Source organism: Streptomyces sp. NPDC006326, assembly GCF_040612915.1.
Classification (GTDB): domain Bacteria; phylum Actinomycetota; class Actinomycetes; order Streptomycetales; family Streptomycetaceae; genus Streptomyces.
In genome coordinates this window covers 54,412-72,193 of record NZ_JBEXRC010000006.1, presented here as the reverse complement: position 1 = coordinate 72,193, position 17,782 = coordinate 54,412, and the positions used below count along the sequence as shown (strand labels likewise).

Genomic DNA, 17,782 nt, shown 5'->3' with positions numbered 1-17,782 from the left:
CCTGGTTCCAGGTCTAGGAGAGGCGCTTCTTCACGGCGGCGGCCACCCGGCCGCCCTCCGCGAGCCCCGCCACCTTCGGGTTCACGATCTTCATGACGGCGCCCATGGCCCGCGGCCCCTCGGCACCCGCCGCCCTGGCCTCCTCGACGGCCTGTCCGACGATCGCGTCGAGCTCCTCGTCGGTGAGCTGCTTGGGCAGGTAGGTGTCCAGGAACTCGCCCTCCGCCGTCTCGCGCGCGGCCTGCTCGGCACGGCCGCCCTGCGCGAAGGCCTCCGCGGCCTCACGGCGCTTCTTCGCCTCCTTGGCGATCACCTTGAGGACTTCCTCGTCGGAGAGCGTGCGCGCTTCCTTGCCCGCGACCTCCTCCTTGGTGATGGCGGCAAGGGTCAGTCGCAGCGTGGACGAGTGCAGCTCGTCGCGCGCCTTGATGGCGGTGGTGAGGTCTTCCTGGAGCTTGGCCTTGAGCGTGGTCATGGACCTGAGTCTGCCAGGTGCGGGGGCGGCGGCGCCCGCTGGTTTTCCGGGTCTGAGACGATGGGGCCATGCGTGCGCGTTACGGAGTACCCCTGAAGGTCACCGCCGGAATCGCGGCGGTGGGGGCCGCTGGTGTGGCCTATGCCGCCGGTTTCGAGGCGCGGTCGTTCCGGCTGCGCAGGATCACGGTGCCGGTGCTGCCCGCCGGGATGCGCCCGCTGCGCATACTGCAGGTCTCCGACATCCACATGGTCGGCGGCCAGCGCAAGAAGCGCGCCTGGCTGCAGTCCCTCGCGGGCCTGCGCCCGGACTTCGTCGTGAACACCGGCGACAACCTCTCCGACACGGAGGGGGTGCCGGAGGTGCTCGACGCCCTCGGCCCGCTGATGTCCTTCCCGGGCGTGTACGTCTTCGGCTCGAACGACTACTACGGACCGCGGCTGCGCAACCCCGGGCGCTACCTGGTGGAGAAGGTCCAGGGCCGGCACGGGCTGAACGGCAACAAGCCGGTCGTCGGCGCCGTGCACAACCCGTGGGAGGACATGCGGGACGCCTTCGACGCGGCCGGCTGGGTCAACCTCACCAACACGCGGGGGCGGCTGAAGCTCGACGGCATGGAGCTGGCCTTCACCGGCCTGGACGACCCGCACATCAAGCGCGACCGCTACGAGCGGGTGGCCGGCGGACCGGAGGCGGACGCCGACTTCTCGATCGCCGTGGTGCACGCCCCGTACCTGCGGGTCCTGGAGGCCTTCACGGCTGACCGCTACCCGCTGATCCTGGCCGGGCACACCCACGGCGGCCAGCTGTGCATCCCCTTCTACGGGGCGCTCGTCACCAACTGCGACCTGGACACGAAGCGGGTGAAGGGCCTCTCGACGCACGAGGCCGCCGGCCACCGCTCCTACCTCCACGTCTCGGCCGGCTGCGGTACGAACCGCTACACCCCGGTCCGCTTCGCCTGCCCCCCGGAGGCCACGCTCCTCACCCTCACCCCGAAGCCGTAGCCCCCCGGCGCGGCCCGGGCCCCGCCCCCGCGAAAACCGGATTTCGTCTCCGGCCGAGGGTCCGCTAAAGTAATCGATGTCGCCAGGACAGCAACCGCTGCAAGGCGGCGATCGGGGTGTAGCGCAGCTTGGCAGCGCGCTTCGTTCGGGACGAAGAGGTCGTGGGTTCAAATCCCGCCACCCCGACAGAGTAAGACCAGGTGAGAGCCGGTGCAGAGCAATCTGCACCGGCTCTCTCTGTGTCTGGGTGACCTCGCGCCGGACGATGGCGGCGAGCCGGTCTCCCAGCCCTGATCTTCGAACTGCCGCCAGAGGGCGATCACGCACCTGGCCGGCAGGGCGATCGTCCGGCGGGACTTCTTGGCTTTTCTTCACCCTCTGAGCCCGGCAGGGCGGTATGAGTTGCACTCGTGCCCGCGCGAGGCGCGGGCCGCCCCTGGGGCCGCGGCGAACTACGGCCCATGAGCCGGGTGTCCTTAAAAGCCGTCCCGGGCACAGACTTGAAAGTTGAGGGAAAATAGCGTCCGCAACGTCCGCCGGAGATCGCTTGCCCGCTCTGACCTGCACTTTTCCTGTGGACGCCAAACGGAACGTGTGGGTCCGCCAGACCCCGCAGCGTTCGGGCCGGCCTCCGCTGCCGAGCGTGCGTCTCCGCAGGTCAAGGTAGGCCACCCTGCTGTCCGACGCGTCGCGTCATCGAGCCGTACCCGACAGAGCCGTCACCGAACGGCGCAGCATAAGTTGCCACCCACATGGGTGAAGATCACACTGGCTAGTGTCCCCAACCGAGGCAATGCGTGAAAGGGGAACCAAATGCGCATGCGAAGAATACTCGCCGCCGTCATCGCCACGGCAGCCCTCTCCGGACTCGGCCTCACAGGCGTCGCCACCGCCACTGCCGCCACCGCACAGAGTGCCCCCTCCTACGTCACTCCTTCTCAGTGCAAGCAGGGCGGCGGAACGCCCGCGATCAATGACGCGGGCAACTACTGCAAGGGCGGTACGTACGACGGGCAGCAGATCGACTGAACCCCCAAGGCGCCTCGCAGCCACGCGCCGCGGGGCGCTCCCGCGACCTGTTGGACAGGGTGGGTTACGTCCGCTTCGGTCAGCGGATGCGGAAGCTGCCGGTGTACACGTCCGTACGGTTCTGCGGTTCGCCGGAGTGGGTCTCGGTGAGGACCGCCCGTACTCCCTTGCCGTCTGCCACCAGGCCTTGGTAGTCGCCGAGGAAGTAGCCCCCGGCGAACGGCGCCTGCAGCCAGTCGAAGACCCGCGAGATCCGTCGTTCGGTCCGGAGCTTCGGGTTTCCGTGCTGCAGCGTGACCAGTTGGTAGGCGGTAGGCAGGGTGGTGGTGTTGCCAGGCTGGAGGAAGCGCAGGTCGTAGTAGGTGAGCGCGACCGTGCCCCGCTCGGTGACCGCGATCGAAGGTGAGAAGGCCGGAACGCCCTCGGGGCTGATCAGCTCCGGGGGCCCCCAGGTGCGTCCGCCGTCGGTGGACCGCACGAGCTGGACGGAGTCGAACTTTCCGCCGGAGAAGTCCGAGCCCTCGTAGGCCATGTACAGCGTGCCCGTCTCGGGGTCAATGGCCGGGCTCGGCAGGGTGGCTGCGGCGCGCAGCAGTTTGGCGGGGTCGTTCGGGTCGACCTCCGGTACGGAGGTGTCACGGGCCACGGTGACCGGGGCGCTCCAGGTCTCTCCGGCGTCGGTCGAGGTGACCACCTCGTAGCGGGCTTCGACGACGGTGCTCAGGTCGTCGGCGTAGGTGATCCGGTCGAAGAAGTCGTACAGGATGCCGGTCTCCCGGTCGGCGACGATCAGATGGCCGATGGTCTGGGTGTTGGGCACGGTGCTGGTGTCGACGAACGGCCGGGCCTTGCTCCAGGTGCGGCCGCCGTCGCGGGTGAGGGAGATGTAGCCGGGACCGTCGAGGGAGCTGGGGCCGGGCGGGTCGTTGTCGAGGCGGTTCCAGACCTGGTAGGCGGTGCCCGTGCGGATCGGGTCGGCGGTGAGTGAGGGCTTGTCGTTGAAGAACGGCTGCTCGTCGACGTGCGTGGTGGTGAGGTTCTGCCAAGTGCGGCCGCCGTCGCGGGACGTGACGGCCAGGAGGGCGCTGCGCGTGCTCTTCGTGAAGTCGACGCCCTCCCCGCCGGCGTAGACCGTGCCGTCCGGTCCGGTGCTCACCCAGGGGTCGGAGGCCCGTTCGTAGTCCGCGCCACCGGGGGCGCACAGGCTGAACGGCAGCGTGCTCCGGTGGAAGGTGTGGCCGTCGGTGGTCCAGCCGGCCGCCAGGCCACGGGCGCCGCCGTCGTTCCAGCGGTCCTGCTGGAACACGGTGACCACGCGCTTGGGGTCGCGCGGATCGACGGACACGTACGGCTCGACCTCGGTGCCCGGGTAGACGATGCTGGCGGGGGACCGCGCTCCGATGGTGCACTTCGCGTACGGGTCGCCGTGGGACACCTTGACCAGTGGTGTGCCGTCGGGGTTCCCGTCTGCTGCGGCGGGAGTCGCGCCGGTGACCGTGACGAGCAGGAGCGCGGCGGTGGCGACGGCGGTCAGGGGCAGGCGGACGCGCATGCGGGATCTCCTCCGGGCCTGTCGGCCGGCGTAGGGGACCGCCGTCATCGGGGCGGCCTGGGGCGCGGAGGCTACTGGAACGCGTGGTGGGGGGACTCCGCTTGGTCCTTTTCGGCGTGGGAGCCGGTGCCCTTGATGGGCCGAACGACGGAGTCGTCCCGGGGTCGTCGAGGAGCACGGCGGAGCCGACCGGCGGGTGAACCGAGCCGGTCGGCTCCTTGGTCGTGCGGTTACGGCGCCGCTGTCACGGCGCCGTCTCGTAGGTCCCCGGAGAGGGGTGTGGGCCGCGTGCCGGCGGGCGAGGCCGAGACGGTCTGGTTGCCCGGCCGTGCACCGACCGGTCAGGTGATCGCCGGCGTGGTTCCGTCAGGCAGCGCGCAGACGTAGCCGGCGTAGGGGCGTGCAACGATCTGTCCGCCGGCGGCCGTGCAGTCGTCTCTGGAGATGTTCGGAGACGAGGCGGCCCCTGCGCTGACGGCGCCCACGGCGCTCATGCCGGCCAGGGTTGCCGCGGCCAGGGCGAGGCCCAGGATTCTTCGCAGGCGCATGACTTCCTCCTCCTCTCAGGCGCCTTCGTTCGGCCTTCGGGAAGGACTGGTCTCAAGACGACGGCGCCCTTTTTCTCAGCATGGGCGCTCCGCATGGGGCCCGCGAGGCGCGGCCGGGCGCCGCGGTCCCCTAACGCGGTTCGTGGGCCGCCGCCCGGCAGGCACCGGTCGCGGCGCCGCCCGCCACTCCGGCCCCGGTCAGCCCGGTCACACAACCCTGCAGGTCCCCGACCACGCCACGGCCGCAGGCCGCTGTGACGGCGCCGGAATCGGTGGCACCGGCCAGTTCGGCCATCTGTGTGCAGGCGGGAATGTCCGCCCGGGCCGCGGGAGCGGCGAGGACCACACCACCGAGGGTGAGGCTCAGGCCGGTGAGGGCACCGGCGATACGGGTCGACGTGCGCATGGGACGCACCTGCCTTCCGGGTCGGCCGCGCGGTCTTGCTCCCGGCGGGCCCCTCACTCCAGCGTCGCATCCCCTCCCCCGCCCGGCCTGTCCTCCGCACACCTACGGGGGTGGGCCTCGTCAGGGGGTGACGAGGCAGAACTCGTTGCCCTCCGGGTCGCGCATGGTCTGGAAGGAGCCCTGGTCGTCGGTGACCGGGGGGCCGACCCGGGTGGCGCCCAGGGGCACCGCCTTGTCGGTGGCCGCCGCGAGGTCGTCGACGGCGAGGTCCAGGTGGAGCCGGTTCTTCCCCGCCCGGCCCTCGGGCACCGGCTGGAAGGCGAGCCGGGCCGGTCCCGGCAGGTCGACGTGCGACCAGCCGCGGGCCCGGTCGACGGGCTCACCGCCCACCAGGGCGGCCCAGAACCGCACCAGGGTCCGAGGCTCCCGGCAGTCGACGACGATCTGCTGCAGACGCACATGCATGCACGCACCCTAAGCCGCCGGAGGATCAGCCCATGTCCCGGGCCAGGGCGGCGAGTTCGGCTCCGGCCAGGGCGAGGAAGGCTGCGCTGCCGGCGCCGGCCTGCACCCCGCGGTCGGCCGCCAGCGTCCGCAGGTGGTCGAGCACCGCCCCGACCGTCGGGAAGGGGCCGACCGGGCGCAGCAGCCAGAGCCGGCCCGGCGGCCGGGGCGGGAGCCCGAGGGCGGCGAGCACCTCCTCGGGCTCCCGGTCGAGCTGGTGGACGTCCGGCTCCGGGAGGGGGGCGCACTCCACTCCGGTGACGTGGCCGTGGCCGTCGAGGCGGGTCTCCACCGCCCAGCGGGTCGAGCGGTCCGGGACCCAGGTGCGGTGCTCGGGGGGCCAGACGTACGGGAGGAACACCCAGAGCAGGTCCTCGGGCGCGGGCTCCCAGCCGAGCACCTCCAGCTCCCGCACCTCGGGCAGCCGGTCCGGCTCCTGCTCGCTGCGCCCGGCACGGCGCCGGGCCAGCGGATGCGGTGCGCCGGCCTCGTCCCAGTCCCAGTGCCACGGCATACGGGCAGGCTATCTCCGCCGCCCGGCGAGAGGGGCCTTTGACGGCCCGGGCTGGAGCCGGACGGCGTCGCGGTGGTCCAGGGGGTTCGCCGCGATGCGGGTCGCGGCGCCGCCCGCCACGTACGAGGCCGCCGCGCAGTCGGGCTTGCGGGCCGCCTGGTCCTCGACCAGGGCGAGGAAGGCCGCGCCGAAGCCGAGCCGGGGGTGCGCCTCCAGCAGGGCGGCGGTGAAGGCCGGGTCGAACTCGGCCACCCGCAGGCCGGACACGTCCGCGCTGGTGCCGACCTGGAGGAGGTGGCTCTCGACGTCGTCGGCCGCCGTGACGTCGTCCCGCATGTGCAGCACGATCACCTCCTCGGCCCGGGCCCGCCGGTGCGCCGGCCAGCCCAGCCCCGCCGTGAGCACGCGGGCCACGTGGCCGCCCGCCTCCTCGAAGGGCAGCGTGTGGCTGTCGAACGGCGCCGTCAGGCCCAGGTCGTGCAGCAGCGCGCTGACGTACAACAGCTCCTCGTCATGGGCGAGCCCCTGCCGGTCCGCGTACTCGGCGGCGAAGGCGTACGAGCGCACCGAGTGGTTCAGCAGCGCCTCGTCCGCGTACTCCGAGGCGATCTCCAGGGCCGCCCGGCCCGCCGCCGTGTCCTGCGTCCAGTTCCCACGTGTCGTCATGGCACCGCAGCCTACGGGCGGTTGAAGTCCACCTCACGGGGAGCCTCCCCCGGCCAGGACAGCCGGGTCGGGGCCGGCGGGGTCTCGGCGAGGACGGTGCCGTGCGAGACGACGTACCGGGGGCGGACCTGGCGGCGGATCGCCTCCTGCGGCGAGCTCGCGGGCAGCAGGACGAAGGAGGCGGGCGCGCCCGGCGTGATGCCGTACTCCGCCTCCGACAGGCCGAGCACCCGCGCCGCCCGGTCGGTCACCATCGAGAAGGCCACCGGGATCTCGTCCGCCCCGGTGAGCTGGGCGGCGTACAGACCGACGAGCGCGGTCTGCAGCGGGTTGGCGGTGCCCAGGGCGTTCCACGGGTCCATCACGTCGTCGTGTCCGAAGGCGACGTTGACCCCCGCGGCCAGCATCTCCTTGACCTGGGTGAGGCCGCGCCGCCGCGGATAGGCGTCGAAGCGGCCCTGGAGGTTGAGGTTGGCGAACGGGTTGGAGACCAGGCTGATTCCAGACCGTGCCAGCAGGCGCTGGAGTTTGAAGCTGTACGCACCGCCGTAGGAGCCCATCGCCGTCGTGTGCGAGGCGGTGGCCCGCTCCCGCAGGCCCGAGCGCAGGGCGAGCGTGGCGAGCACCTCCACGAACCGGGACTGCTCGTCGTCGATCTCGTCGCAGTGCGCGTCCACCCGCAGCCCGTGCTCCTCGGCCACCGCGAAGGCGATGCCCAGCGAGGCGACTCCGTCCTCCCGGGTGTCCTCGAAGTGCGGGATCGCGCCCACCACGTCGGCGCCGCGGGCGACCGCCTCGCGCAGCAGCACCTCTCCGCCGGGGAAGGACACGATGCCCTCCTGCGGGAAGGCCACGATCTGCAGGTGCATGAAGTCGCGCACGCGGTCGCGCACCTCCAGCAGCGCGTCCAGCGCGGTGAGCGCGGGGTCGGTGACGTCGCAGTGCGTCCGCACGTGCAGCACGCCCTGCGCCGCCTGCCAGCGCAGCACCTCCGTCGCCCGCGCGATCACGTCCTCGCGCGTCAGGGTCCGCTTGCGCTCGCTCCAGCAGGCGATGCCCTCCCAGAGCGTCCCGGAGGCGTTCGGACGCGGCTCGCCCGCCGTCAGGGCCGTGTCCAGGTGGATGTGGGGCTCGACGAATGGAGGGGTGAGGAGCCCGCCGTGCGCCTCGATGAGCGTGCCGGTCGCCGGCGGTTCCTTCTGGTCGTCGTACGGGACCACCCGCGCGATCCGGCCGTCTTCGGCGACCTCGACGTCGAAGAGGCCTCCGGCCCCGCCGGCCCCACCGGTGCCGTGGGTTCCACCGGTGCCGTGGGTTCCGTCGATGCCGTGGGTTCCGTCGGTGTGCAGCAGCCGGGCGCCCCGGACGATCATCCGCATGCCGGCCACCCTACGGCCGGGACCGCAGGGTGGGCGGGCGACTCAGCCGCGCTTGGCCTGAGCCTTCTGCTGCATGCCCCGCGTCTTCGCGGAGAGCGTCTGCGCGTCCCGGGCCGCGGCCTTGGCGCGGGCCTCGGCCGCCGTGTTCTTCGCGCGCTCGTGCTCACGCTCGGCGGCCTGGGACGTACCGCTGCGAGCCTTCTTGGCCATGATCGAGCCTCCTCGGGGCGCTCCGGAGGGCGTACGTCCTCCACTGTCCCCCCGTTCACCGGACACGGCATCCGGAACGGGGGGCGGTCCGCAGCGGGTCCGGAGCCGGTCCGGAGCGGACAGCCGGAGCGGTCGCCCCGGCCGGGCGCCGACGCGCGCGGGGGCGGCGCCCCCACGGGGGCGCCGCCCCCGCCGGGGACGCGTCAGCCCGGGACGCGTCAGCCGCGCCCGCCCTTCATGCGCTGCTCGCGCATCTTGTCTTCCTTGAGGGCCATCATCTGGGCCTCGCGGACGTCCTCGACCAGCTGTGCCGGCTTCTGCGGGGTCCGGGACTCCGCAGAGCCGCGGCTCTCCTGCGTCGGCTCCTTGCGCTTCTTCGCCATGATCACTCCTCACGGGAAAACAGCAGGCTGGGTCCCGGCCCACGCTGCCCCCTCCCGCTGCGCAGGACCATCCGACAGCGCCAATCGGGTTACATGGGGGTATGACTGACAACACGGCCGTGCCCGACTGGGAAATGCGCTTCCGCGCCCCGCGCGTCGGGCTGCCCGACTGGGCCGAGGACGCCCCGGACCGCTGCCTCTTCGTCTCGAACGCGACGGGGACGTACGAGCTCTACGCCTGGGACCGCGCCACCGGCACGCAGCGGCAGGCCACCGACCGTCCCAACGGCACCACCGACGGCACCCTCTCCCCCGACGGCGAGTGGATCTGGTGGTTCTCCGACACCGACGGCGACGAGTTCGGCGTGTGGGTGCGCCAGCCGTTCGCGGGCGGCCCCGACGAGCCGGCCACCCCCGGCCTGGACCCCTCCTATCCGGCGGGCCTGGCCCTCGGCCGGGACGGCACGGCCGTCGTCGGCCGGTCCACCGACGAGGAGGGCACGACCATCCACGTCGTGCGCCCGGACGGCTCGCTGCCCTCGGTCGTCTACCGGCACCGCGAATCGGCGGGCGTCGGCGACCTCTCCCGCGACGGAACGCTGATCGCCGTCGAGCACACCGAGCACGGCGACGCCATGCACGCGGCCCTGCGCGTGCTCACCCTCGACGGCAGCACCGTCGCCGAGCTGGACGACTCCCGCGGCGGCACCGAGGAGCTGGGCCTGGAGGTGCTCGGTTTCGCGCCGGTCGCCGGGGACACCCGGCTGCTGATCGGCCACCAGCGGCGCGGCCGCTGGGAGCCCATGGTGTGGGACGTGGCCACCGGCGCCCAGGAGGACCTGGCGATCGACCTGCCCGGCGACGTGGGCGCCGAGTGGTACCCGGACGGCTCCGCGCTGCTCATCGAGCACAGCTTCGAGGCGCGCAGCGAGCTCTGGCGCTACGACCTCGCCGCGCAGGAGCTCGTACGCGTGGACACGCCGCCCGGGACGGTGTCGGGTGCGACGGCCCGGCCCGACGGGACCGTGGAGTACCAGTGGTCCTCGGCGGCCGAGCCCTCGGCCGTACGGTCGACCGCGGGCGGGGTCGTCCTCGAACCCCCGGGCTTGCGGCCGCCCGGCTCGGTGCCGGTGGAGGACGTCTGGGTGGAGGGCCCCGGCGGGCGGATCCACGCGCTCGCGCAGCGGCCCGCGGGCCACGGCGAGGGCCCCTTCCCGACGATCTTCGAGATCCACGGCGGGCCCACCTGGCACGACAGCGACGCCTTCGCCGCGACTCCGGCGGCCTGGCTCGACCACGGTTTCGCGGTCGTCCGGGTCAACTACCGCGGCTCGACCGGATACGGCCGGGAGTGGACGGACGCCCTCAAGCACCGCGTCGGGCTGATCGAGCTGGAGGACATCGCGGCGGTCCGGGAGTGGGCCGTGGCCTCCGGGCTCGCCGACCCGGCCCGGCTGGTGCTCTCGGGCGGCTCCTGGGGCGGCTACCTGGCGCTGCTGGGCCTCGGCACCCAGCCGGACGCCTGGGCCGTGGGCCTGGCCGCCGTACCGGTCGCCGACTACGTGACCGCGTACCACGACGAGATGGAGGCGCTGAAGTCCCTGGACCGCACCCTCTTCGGCGGCACCCCGGAGGAGGTCCCGGAGCGCTTCGAGGCGTCCTCGCCGCTCACCTACGTGGACGCGGTGAAGGCTCCCGTGCACATCGCGGCGGGCGTCAACGACCCGCGCTGCCCCATACGGCAGATCGACAACTACGTCCGGCGGCTGGCGGCCCGCGGCGCGGTGCACGAGGTGTACCGCTACGACGCGGGGCACGGCTCGCTCGTCGTCGAGGAGCGGATCAAGCAGGTCCGGATGGAGCTGGAGTTCGTCCGCAAGCACCTCCCGCAACGCCTCCCCGCCTGACCGGGGAGGCTTCCCCCCGATCGGGAACGCCTCCCGCCCGCCCCGGCCCCGGTGATCCGGTGCACCCCCCGTACCGTGGTGGGGTGCACCGGTTTCTCCTGACCCCGCGCTGGTGGGGGATCAACGTCTTCGTCGCGCTCGCCGTTCCCGTCTGCCTCTTCATGGGCACCTGGCAGCTCGGCCGCTTCGAGGACCGCGTCGCCACCCACCGGGAGGCGGCCTCGGAGCGTCCCGACCGGGCGGCCGAGCCGCTGGATTCGCTGCTCCCGGTGGACAAGACGACCTCCGGGCGGCTCGCCTCCGCCTCCGGCGAGTACGCCGAACAGTTCCTGGTACCGGACCGGCAGCTCGGGGGGAAGTCCGGCTTCTACGTCCTGACCCTGCTGAAGACCGACTCCGGCAAGGCCGTCCCGGTGGTCCGGGGCTGGCTGCCGGGCCGGGCGGACCCGGCGAAGGCGCCCGCCGCGCCGACGGGACGGGTCGAGGTCGCCGGCGCCCTCCAGGCCTCGGAGAGCGCCACCACCAAGGGGGTGCACGCCGAGGGCGGCCTGCCGGCCGGGCAGCTCGGGGTCATCGGGGCGGCCTCGCTGGTCAACCTGGTGCCGTACGGGCTGTACGACGCCTGGCTGACGGTGCAGAGCCCGGCGGACGGACTGACGCCCGTGCCCGCCCAGGCGCCCGGCAACACCGGGCTCGACCTGAAGGCCTTCCAGAACCTCGGCTACACCGGCGAGTGGTTCGTCTTCGTCGGCTTCCTGCTGTTCATGTGGTTCCGGCTGTACCGCCGGGAGCTGGAGACCTTGCGCGACGCCGAGGCCGGGCTGCTGCCCGGGCCGCGGCCGCAGCCCGCGCAGCCGCCTACGGCGCCGGCTTCGGCCCCTCCAGCGCAATGACGCCCGTCCGGTAGACCGTGCCCCCGCAGGCCGCCGGGATGGTGGTCTGCGTGACCGGCGCACCGGGCAGCGCCGTGCTCGGGGTGTGGGACACCGCAACGCCGGTGGGCTCCGGGGCCGTGCCGCCCTGCGGCTCACCCGACCCGGTGGCCGCTTGGCCGGCTGCCCGGCCGGAAACCTGCGAGGAACCCCCCGACGGGGGCTCACCCGACGGGGACGGGGTGGCCGCCGGGCAGGACTGCCCCGAGGGCACCCAGGCGAAGCGGACCTCGTAGGCCGTGTACGGCTGGAGGAGCAGCTGCGGCGTCTCCGCCGACGGGTCGGGGAGCCCCGCCGCCGGGTCCCCCGCGGTGTGGCCGACCACCGTGACCCCGGAGGTCTTCCCGGGCGCCGAGGCCGTCACCGAAGCCGCGGTCACGGTGTCCGGGCCGAGGACCGCGCAGCCCCGCGTGGAGACGTTGGTGACCTTGAAGCTGCCGTACACCGTGCCGTCGGGCTCCGGTGCGCCCGCGCTGCCCTGTACCCCGAGCTGCTCCCCGCTGCATCCCGGCACGACCGGCACCGCCACCGGGGGCAGCGTGCCGGTGCCCAGGCCCGCGGAGGCACCGGCCGAGGGAGCGGCCGACGCCCCGTCCACCGGGGGTCCGCCCGTGCGGGAGTCCGGCCGGTCGCCGGCGCCGCCGCCGGCCGGGCCGCTCCCGGCGCTCGGGCCGCCGGCCTGCGGCGGTGCGCCCGCGCCGTTCTGGTGCGGGTGGGAGCCGGAGCCGCCCACGGCCGCGCCGGGCTCCTCGTGGCCGGCCATCGCCGAGTGCTCGCCGGGGTCGCCCTCGGCGCCCGCCGGGTGCAGGTGCAGGGCCGCCGGGACCGCCGCCCCGGCCAGCAGGACGCCCACGGCCGCGCCGACCAGGGCCCGCCGCTTGCGGGTCCTGCGCACGGGCACGGCGTACCGCAGCCGCTCCAGCGCGCCCTCGGCGGGCTCCAGGCCCTCGACGGCCCCGCGCAGCAGGCTGCGCAGCGCCTGCTCCTCGCCGTCCCCGCCCGGCGGGATGTTTTCGTCCGTCATGACTGCGCAGCCTCCATCGCCACCCGCAGCGCGGCAATGCCCCGCGATCCGTACGCCTTCACCGAGCCGAGCGAGACGCCGAGCGTCTCGGCGACCTGGGCCTCGGTCATGTCCGCGAAGTACCGCAGCACCAGCACCTCGCGCTGGCGCCGCTGCAGTCCGCGCATCGCCTTGATGAGATCGTCCCGTTCCAGCTGGTCGTAGGCGCCTTCCTCGGCGCTGGCCATGTCCGGCATCGGCTTCGACAGCAGCTTGAGGCCGAGGATGCGCCGGCGCAGGGCCGAGCGCGAGAGGTTGACGACGGTCTGGCGCAGGTACGCCAGGGTCTTCTCGCGGTCGCGGACCCGGTTGCGGGCCGAGTGCACCCGGATGAACGCCTCCTGGACCACGTCCTCGCAGGAGGCGGTGTCGTCGAGGAGCAGCGCGGCCAGGCCGAGCAGCGAGCGGTAGTGGGCCTGGTAGGTCTCGGTGAGGTGGTCGACCGTGGTGCCGGCGACCACGGCCGGCGCGGACGCCGCGGCGGCGGCCTCCGGCTCCGCGCCGTCACGCTGCGCGGGCACGCGGCCGCCCCGGGTCGGCAGGGCGGTCGGTACGGCCGGCTGCACGGGCGGCACCACCGGCGGAAGGGGAACGATCACCGGGCGGCCGCCGGACACCGGGATACGCCGACGCGGCGCAGCGGGCGTGCTGCGGGCCGGTACGACGGCGAAGTCGAGAAGTGCCTCTGCCACGCCAGTTGGACACGCGTCCCCCCACCAGGGTTGTACGCGCGAGGCAGCCCCACCAGCAGAATCCCTCTTGCCCTCATGCGTACCCGCTTCTCCTGATTGCCCCGCCCGTCCAGGCGGCAGTCAGGCCATCACCTTGATCAAGGGATCAGCACTGATCCTACAAAGTGACATACGCGAATTCACCAGCGATCAGTTCCGCGGTCTGGAGGGCGTTCAGAGCGGCCCCGTGCCGCAGGTTGTCGGCGCACACGAAGAACTCCAGGGAGTGCGGATCGTCCAGCGAGGCCCGCATCCGCCCGACCCAGGCCGGATCCGTGTCCGCCGCGTCCACGGGGGTGGGGAACTCGCCCGCCGCCGGGTCGTCCGCGAGGACCACGCCGGGCGCGGCCTCCAGGATCTCCCGCGCGCGGCCGGCGTCCACCTCGGACTCGAAGCGGGCCCGTACGGTCAGCGAATGCCCGGTCAGCACCGGCACCCGTACGCAGGTCACCGCCACCGAAAGCGCCTCCAGCTCCAGGATCCGGCGCGTCTGGGACCGTACGGCCAGCTCCTGCGAGGACCAGCCGTCCTCGCGCAGCTCCCCGGACCACGGCACCACGTTCAGGGCGAGCGGGGCCGCGAAGGGGCCGGTGTCCTCGCCCACGGCCCGCCGCACGTCCCCGGTGTGCTCTCCCAGCGCGGTGCCCGCGACCAGCGCGAGCTGGCGGCGCAGGGCCTCCGTTCCCGAGCGGCCGCCGGCGCTGGCGGCCTCGTACGAGGAGACGGTCAGGTCGACCAGCGCGTACGCGGCGTGCAGCGCGCCCAGGGCCGCGATCATCGCGGCGGTCACGCAGTCGGGGCCGGCGACGATGCCGCGCGGCCGCACCCGGGCCGCCTTCCCGTTGACCTCGGGCACCACCAGCGGCACCTCGGGGTCCTCCCGGAAGGCCTCGGACCGGTCGACGACGACGGCCCCGCGGGCCGTCACGGCGGGGGCCCACCGCGCCGACACCTCGGCCGGGGTCAGGAAGAGCGCCACGTCGCCGCCGCCGAGGCCGTCGAAGGCGTCCTCGGTGAGGGCGAGCACCTCGACCTCTTCGCCGCGCACCGACAGCCTGCGGCCGGCCGAGCGCGCGGAGGCGATCAGGCGTATGCCGCCCCAGACGTCCGCGCGCTGGGACAGCATCTGGAGCAGGATCGAACCGACTGCTCCGGTCGCCCCGACCACGGCGAGCGCCGGAGCCGGGGTCGACCGGGTCGCGGTCATCGTCCGGTGCCTCCGTAGACGACGGCTTCGTCGCTGTCGGAGTCCAGTCCGAAGGCCGTGTGCACGGCGCGGACGGCCTCGTTGACGTCGTCCTGGCGGGTCACCACCGAGATGCGGATCTCGGAGGTCGAGATCAGCTCGATGTTGACGCCCGCGTCGGACAGCGCCTGGAAGAAGGAGGCGGTGACGCCCGGGTTCGTCTTCATGCCGGCGCCGACCAGGGAGATCTTGCCGATCTGGTCGTCGTAGCGCAGGGAGTCGAAGCCGATGGCGCCCTTCGCCTTCTCCAGGGCGTCGATGGCCTTGTGGCCCTCGGCCTTGGGGAGCGTGAAGGAGATGTCCGTGAGCCCGGTGGAGGCCGCGGACACGTTCTGCACGATCATGTCGATGTTGATCTCGGCATCCGCGATGGCGCGGAAGATCGCCGCGGCCTCGCCCGGCTTGTCCGGGACGCCGACGACCGTGATCTTGGCTTCGGAGACGTCGTGGGCGACTCCGGAGATGATGGCGTGCTCCACCTGCTCGTCCCCTTGCGACTCGGGCTTTTCGTTGCTGACCCAGGTGCCCGGCAGTCCCGAGAAGGACGAGCGGACGTGGATCGGGATGTTGTATCGGCGCGCGTATTCGACGCAGCGGTGCAGCAGCACCTTGGAGCCGGAGGCGGCGAGTTCGAGCATGTCCTCCGAGGAGATCCAGTCGATCTTCCGCGCCTTCTTCACGACGCGGGGGTCCGCGGTGAAGACGCCGTCCACGTCGGTGTAGATCTCGCACACCTCGGCGTCGAGCGCGGCGGCCAGCGCCACGGCCGTCGTGTCGGAACCACCGCGCCCGAGGGTGGTGATGTCCTTGCTGTCCGCGGACACGCCCTGGAAGCCGGCGACGATGGCGATGTTGCCCTCGTCCAGTGCGGTACGGATCCGGCCCGGCGTGACATCGATGATGCGCGCTTTGTTGTGGACCGAGTCGGTGATGACGCCTGCCTGGCTGCCGGTGAACGACTGGGCCTCGTGGCCCAGGTTTTTGATCGCCATGGCCAGCAGGGCCATGGAGATACGCTCTCCGGCGGTCAGCAGCATGTCGAATTCGCGCCCGGCAGGCATCGGGGATACCTGCTCGGCGAGATCGATCAGCTCGTCCGTCGTGTCGCCCATCGCGGAAACCACGACGACCACCTGGTGGCCGTTCTTCTTGGCGTCCACGATCCGCTTGGCGACGCGCTTGATGCCTTCGGCATCGGCTACGGAGGAGCCTCCGTACTTCTGCACGACAAGGCCCACGTGCGCTCCTCGCTCAGTCCGTCTCATTGCTGGTGCAGTCTAACGAGCGGCCGCGATCCGACCGTTCCGTACCGCATGATGAGACGTTCGGATCAGCGCCGGAGTTCCCTATTTCCCCGGCAGACCCAGCCGTGCGCCGATTTCCTCGGCCATCACCCGTCCGGCCTGCTCGGCGAGGTCCTCCTCGGCCAGGTCCTCGTCGGTGTCCAGGCCGTCCAGGGCCTCCAGCGGCTGGTCCAGCCGGACGTGGGCGACCAGGGACTGGAGGGCGCGCAGGGTGGCCGAAGCGGTGGGCCCCCAGTTGGTGAAGTACGAGAACTGCCACCACCACAGCGCCTCGGTGGTCCGGCCGGCCCGGTAGTGCGCCAGGCCGTGCCGCAGGTCCGCCACCACGTCGGCGAGGTCGTCGGAGATCCGGTGCGCGACCGGCGTCTTGCGCGGCTCGTAGGGGTCGAAGACCTCGGAATACACGTCGACCGGGTCCAGCATGTACGCGAACCGCTCGCGCAGCTCGTCCACGTCCGGCTCAGGGCCGAGGTCGGGCTCGTAGCGCTCGTCGGGCAGGACGTCCTGGTACGCGCCCAGCCGCCCGCCCGCCAGCAGGAGCTGGGAGACCTCCAGGAGGAGGAAGGGCACCGCGCTGTCCGGGTCCTCGCCCTTGGCCACCTCGGTGACCGCGACGATGAAGGACTCGATCTGGTCCGAGATCTGGACGGCGAAATCGTCGGGATCCTGGCTCAGGGCGTGCAGCGTTGCGTCAGACATCGAGAAGTCGCCTTCCTTCAAAGGCCCGCCCGAGCGTGACCTCGTCCGCGTACTCCAGATCTCCCCCGACGGGGAGCCCGCTGGCCAGGCGGGTGACCTTCAGGCCCATGGGCTTGATCATGCGGGCGAGGTACGTGGCGGTCGCCTCCCCCTCCAGGTTCGGGTCGGTGGCGAGGATCAGCTCGGTCACCTCACCGTCGGCGAGCCGCGCCAGCAGCTCTCGGATGCGCAGGTCGTCCGGGCCGACGCCCTCGATCGGGCTGATCGCACCGCCCAGGACGTGGTACCTGCCGCGGAACTCGCGGGTCCGCTCGATCGCGACGACGTCCTTCGGCTCCTCGACGACGCAGATGACGGCGTGATCGCGGCGCGGGTCGCGGCAGATGCCGCACCGCTCCTCCTGCGCGACGTTCCCGCACACGGCACAGAACCGGACCTTGTCCTTGACCTCCAGCAGGGCGTGCGCCAGCCGCCGGACGTCGGCGGGCTCCGCCTGCAGGACGTGGAAGGCGATCCGCTGCGCGCTCTTGGGCCCGACGCCGGGCAGCCTGCCCAGTTCGTCGATCAGGTCCTGGACCACGCCTTCGTACAACGGACTGCCTTCTTTCGGTGTTCAGTGCGGGGGTGTCGGGTCGGGGTGCCGGGAGCGGTCGGGGCCGTCTCCCGGTCGTCGGGCCGGGCTAGAACGGCAGGCCGGGGATACCGCTCCCGCCGCCGAGCCCCTGCGCCAGCGGCCCCAGCTTCTCCTGCTGGAGCGCCTGGGCGTTCTCCGTGGCCGCCTGGACCGCCGCGACGACCAGGTCGGCGAGGGTCTCGGTGTCCTCGGGGTCCACGGCCTTCGGGTCGATCACCAGCGCGCGCAGCTCGCCGGCACCGGTGACCGTCGCCTGGACCAGGCCGCCGCCGGCCTGGCCCTGGACCTCGGCACGCGCCAGCTCCTCCTGGGCCGCCGCGAGATCCTGCTGCATCTTCTGGGCCTGCTGGAGCAGCTGCTGCATGTTGGGCTGACCACCACCGGGAATCACAGGTCACTCACTCCGTACATCGGGACGCTCGGTCAATCCGAGCCTACGTGCTCCCCGGGCGCAGCGCCCTACGCCGAGAGGACCAACTCTTTCGAGTGAGAGAACGGAGATGCGCGTACCTGATGGAGACCTCCTTGCGGGCGGAAATCCGGGGAATCCCTGCCCATGGGCCGCCATTCGAAGGTAGGAAGAGCATGCGCAT

Annotated in this window: 21 protein-coding genes, 1 tRNA gene and 1 pseudogene; 5 read left to right on the top strand and 18 right to left on the bottom strand. The window is 72.6% G+C overall.

The window, feature by feature from the left end; translation table 11 throughout:
• Positions 1 to 13: 13 nt before the first annotated feature.
• Positions 14 to 475 (bottom strand): GatB/YqeY domain-containing protein, encoded by a 462-nt coding sequence (locus tag ABZ128_RS06960; protein ID WP_356846514.1) that lies wholly within the window; start codon positions 473 to 475, stop codon positions 14 to 16.
• A gap of 68 nt (positions 476 to 543) precedes the next feature.
• On the opposite strand from ABZ128_RS06960, the gene ABZ128_RS06955 reads away from it, so the two are divergent.
• Both ABZ128_RS06955 and ABZ128_RS06950 read left to right on the top strand, forming a co-directional pair.
• Entirely contained in the window at positions 544 to 1,482 is a 939-nt protein-coding gene (locus ABZ128_RS06955; protein WP_356846513.1) for a metallophosphoesterase, read from the top strand.
• A 112-nt stretch (positions 1,483 to 1,594) separates the two neighbouring features.
• Positions 1,595 to 1,668 (top strand) — tRNA-Pro (locus ABZ128_RS06950).
• 81 nt (positions 1,669 to 1,749) lie between these two features.
• Here the strand turns inward: ABZ128_RS06950 and ABZ128_RS06945 are convergent.
• Positions 1,750 to 1,850: pseudogene (locus ABZ128_RS06945) on the bottom strand (site-specific integrase); the annotation flags it as partial.
• A gap of 445 nt (positions 1,851 to 2,295) precedes the next feature.
• Here ABZ128_RS06945 and ABZ128_RS06940 point away from each other — a divergent pair.
• Positions 2,296 to 2,511 (top strand): hypothetical protein, encoded by a 216-nt coding sequence (locus ABZ128_RS06940; protein ID WP_356846512.1) that lies wholly within the window; start codon positions 2,296 to 2,298, stop codon positions 2,509 to 2,511.
• Positions 2,512 to 2,590: 79 nt separating this feature from the next.
• On the opposite strand, the gene ABZ128_RS06935 is transcribed toward ABZ128_RS06940, so the two are convergent.
• The 9 genes from ABZ128_RS06935 to ABZ128_RS06895 all read right to left on the bottom strand — a co-directional run bounded on the left by ABZ128_RS06935 (position 2,591) and on the right by ABZ128_RS06895 (position 8,673).
• Positions 2,591 to 4,063: a sialidase family protein gene (locus ABZ128_RS06935; protein ID WP_356846511.1), complete on the bottom strand. Its 1,473-nt coding sequence runs from the start codon at positions 4,061 to 4,063 to the stop codon at positions 2,591 to 2,593.
• A gap of 341 nt (positions 4,064 to 4,404) precedes the next feature.
• Positions 4,405 to 4,611, bottom strand: a complete 207-nt coding sequence (locus tag ABZ128_RS06930; protein WP_356846510.1) for a hypothetical protein — start codon at positions 4,609 to 4,611, stop codon at positions 4,405 to 4,407.
• Between the two features lie 130 nt (positions 4,612 to 4,741).
• Positions 4,742 to 5,017, bottom strand: a complete 276-nt coding sequence (locus tag ABZ128_RS06925; RefSeq protein WP_356846509.1) for a hypothetical protein — start codon at positions 5,015 to 5,017, stop codon at positions 4,742 to 4,744.
• 120 nt (positions 5,018 to 5,137) lie between these two features.
• On the bottom strand, positions 5,138 to 5,482 hold the full coding sequence (locus ABZ128_RS06920; protein ID WP_356846508.1) for a VOC family protein: 345 nt from the start codon (positions 5,480 to 5,482) through the stop codon (positions 5,138 to 5,140).
• A gap of 25 nt (positions 5,483 to 5,507) precedes the next feature.
• A complete protein-coding gene (locus ABZ128_RS06915; protein ID WP_356846507.1) occupies positions 5,508 to 6,035 on the bottom strand; it encodes a DUF5956 family protein in 528 nt (175 codons plus the stop codon).
• Positions 6,036 to 6,044: 9 nt separating this feature from the next.
• Positions 6,045 to 6,701 (bottom strand): HD domain-containing protein, encoded by a 657-nt coding sequence (locus ABZ128_RS06910; protein WP_356846506.1) that lies wholly within the window; start codon positions 6,699 to 6,701, stop codon positions 6,045 to 6,047.
• An 11-nt stretch (positions 6,702 to 6,712) separates the two neighbouring features.
• A complete protein-coding gene (codA, locus tag ABZ128_RS06905; RefSeq protein ID WP_356846505.1) occupies positions 6,713 to 8,080 on the bottom strand; it encodes a cytosine deaminase in 1,368 nt (455 codons plus the stop codon).
• 42 nt (positions 8,081 to 8,122) lie between these two features.
• On the bottom strand, positions 8,123 to 8,290 hold the full coding sequence (locus tag ABZ128_RS06900; RefSeq protein WP_356846504.1) for a hypothetical protein: 168 nt from the start codon (positions 8,288 to 8,290) through the stop codon (positions 8,123 to 8,125).
• Between the two features lie 218 nt (positions 8,291 to 8,508).
• Positions 8,509 to 8,673 carry a hypothetical protein gene (locus ABZ128_RS06895; protein WP_356846503.1) on the bottom strand — a complete coding sequence of 55 codons (165 nt, stop codon included), beginning with the start codon at positions 8,671 to 8,673 and terminating at the stop codon, positions 8,509 to 8,511.
• A gap of 101 nt (positions 8,674 to 8,774) precedes the next feature.
• On the opposite strand from ABZ128_RS06895, the gene ABZ128_RS06890 reads away from it, so the two are divergent.
• Positions 8,775 to 10,580: a prolyl oligopeptidase family serine peptidase gene (locus ABZ128_RS06890; RefSeq protein ID WP_356846502.1), complete on the top strand. Its 1,806-nt coding sequence runs from the start codon at positions 8,775 to 8,777 to the stop codon at positions 10,578 to 10,580.
• An 83-nt stretch (positions 10,581 to 10,663) separates the two neighbouring features.
• Positions 10,664 to 11,473: an SURF1 family protein gene (locus ABZ128_RS06885; protein WP_356846501.1), complete on the top strand. Its 810-nt coding sequence runs from the start codon at positions 10,664 to 10,666 to the stop codon at positions 11,471 to 11,473.
• Here ABZ128_RS06885 and ABZ128_RS06880 read toward each other — a convergent pair.
• The 7 genes from ABZ128_RS06880 to ABZ128_RS06850 all read right to left on the bottom strand — a co-directional run bounded on the left by ABZ128_RS06880 (position 11,439) and on the right by ABZ128_RS06850 (position 17,580).
• Complete coding sequence (locus ABZ128_RS06880) at positions 11,439 to 12,536, bottom strand: hypothetical protein (protein ID WP_356846500.1); 1,098 nt, start codon at positions 12,534 to 12,536, stop codon at positions 11,439 to 11,441. The genes ABZ128_RS06885 and ABZ128_RS06880 overlap by 35 nt on opposite strands.
• Positions 12,533 to 13,267 carry a SigE family RNA polymerase sigma factor gene (locus ABZ128_RS06875; protein ID WP_356846498.1) on the bottom strand — a complete coding sequence of 245 codons (735 nt, stop codon included), beginning with the start codon at positions 13,265 to 13,267 and terminating at the stop codon, positions 12,533 to 12,535. Before ABZ128_RS06875 ends, ABZ128_RS06880 begins: the two co-directional genes overlap by 4 nt.
• Before the next feature lie 157 nt (positions 13,268 to 13,424).
• Positions 13,425 to 14,513, bottom strand: coding sequence for an aspartate-semialdehyde dehydrogenase (locus tag ABZ128_RS06870; protein ID WP_356846496.1), 1,089 nt, complete (start codon positions 14,511 to 14,513; stop codon positions 13,425 to 13,427).
• Positions 14,510 to 15,790: an aspartate kinase gene (locus ABZ128_RS06865; protein WP_356846495.1), complete on the bottom strand. Its 1,281-nt coding sequence runs from the start codon at positions 15,788 to 15,790 to the stop codon at positions 14,510 to 14,512. Before ABZ128_RS06865 ends, ABZ128_RS06870 begins: the two co-directional genes overlap by 4 nt.
• 108 nt (positions 15,791 to 15,898) lie before the next feature.
• A complete protein-coding gene (locus tag ABZ128_RS06860) occupies positions 15,899 to 16,555 on the bottom strand; it encodes a DUF5063 domain-containing protein (RefSeq protein ID WP_356846493.1) in 657 nt (218 codons plus the stop codon).
• Positions 16,548 to 17,147, bottom strand: coding sequence for a recombination mediator RecR (recR, locus tag ABZ128_RS06855; protein WP_356846491.1), 600 nt, complete (start codon positions 17,145 to 17,147; stop codon positions 16,548 to 16,550). The genes ABZ128_RS06860 and recR overlap by 8 nt, the downstream gene beginning before the upstream one ends.
• Positions 17,148 to 17,235: 88 nt before the next feature.
• A complete protein-coding gene (locus ABZ128_RS06850) occupies positions 17,236 to 17,580 on the bottom strand; it encodes a YbaB/EbfC family nucleoid-associated protein (protein ID WP_356846490.1) in 345 nt (114 codons plus the stop codon).
• Positions 17,581 to 17,782 lie beyond the last annotated feature (202 nt).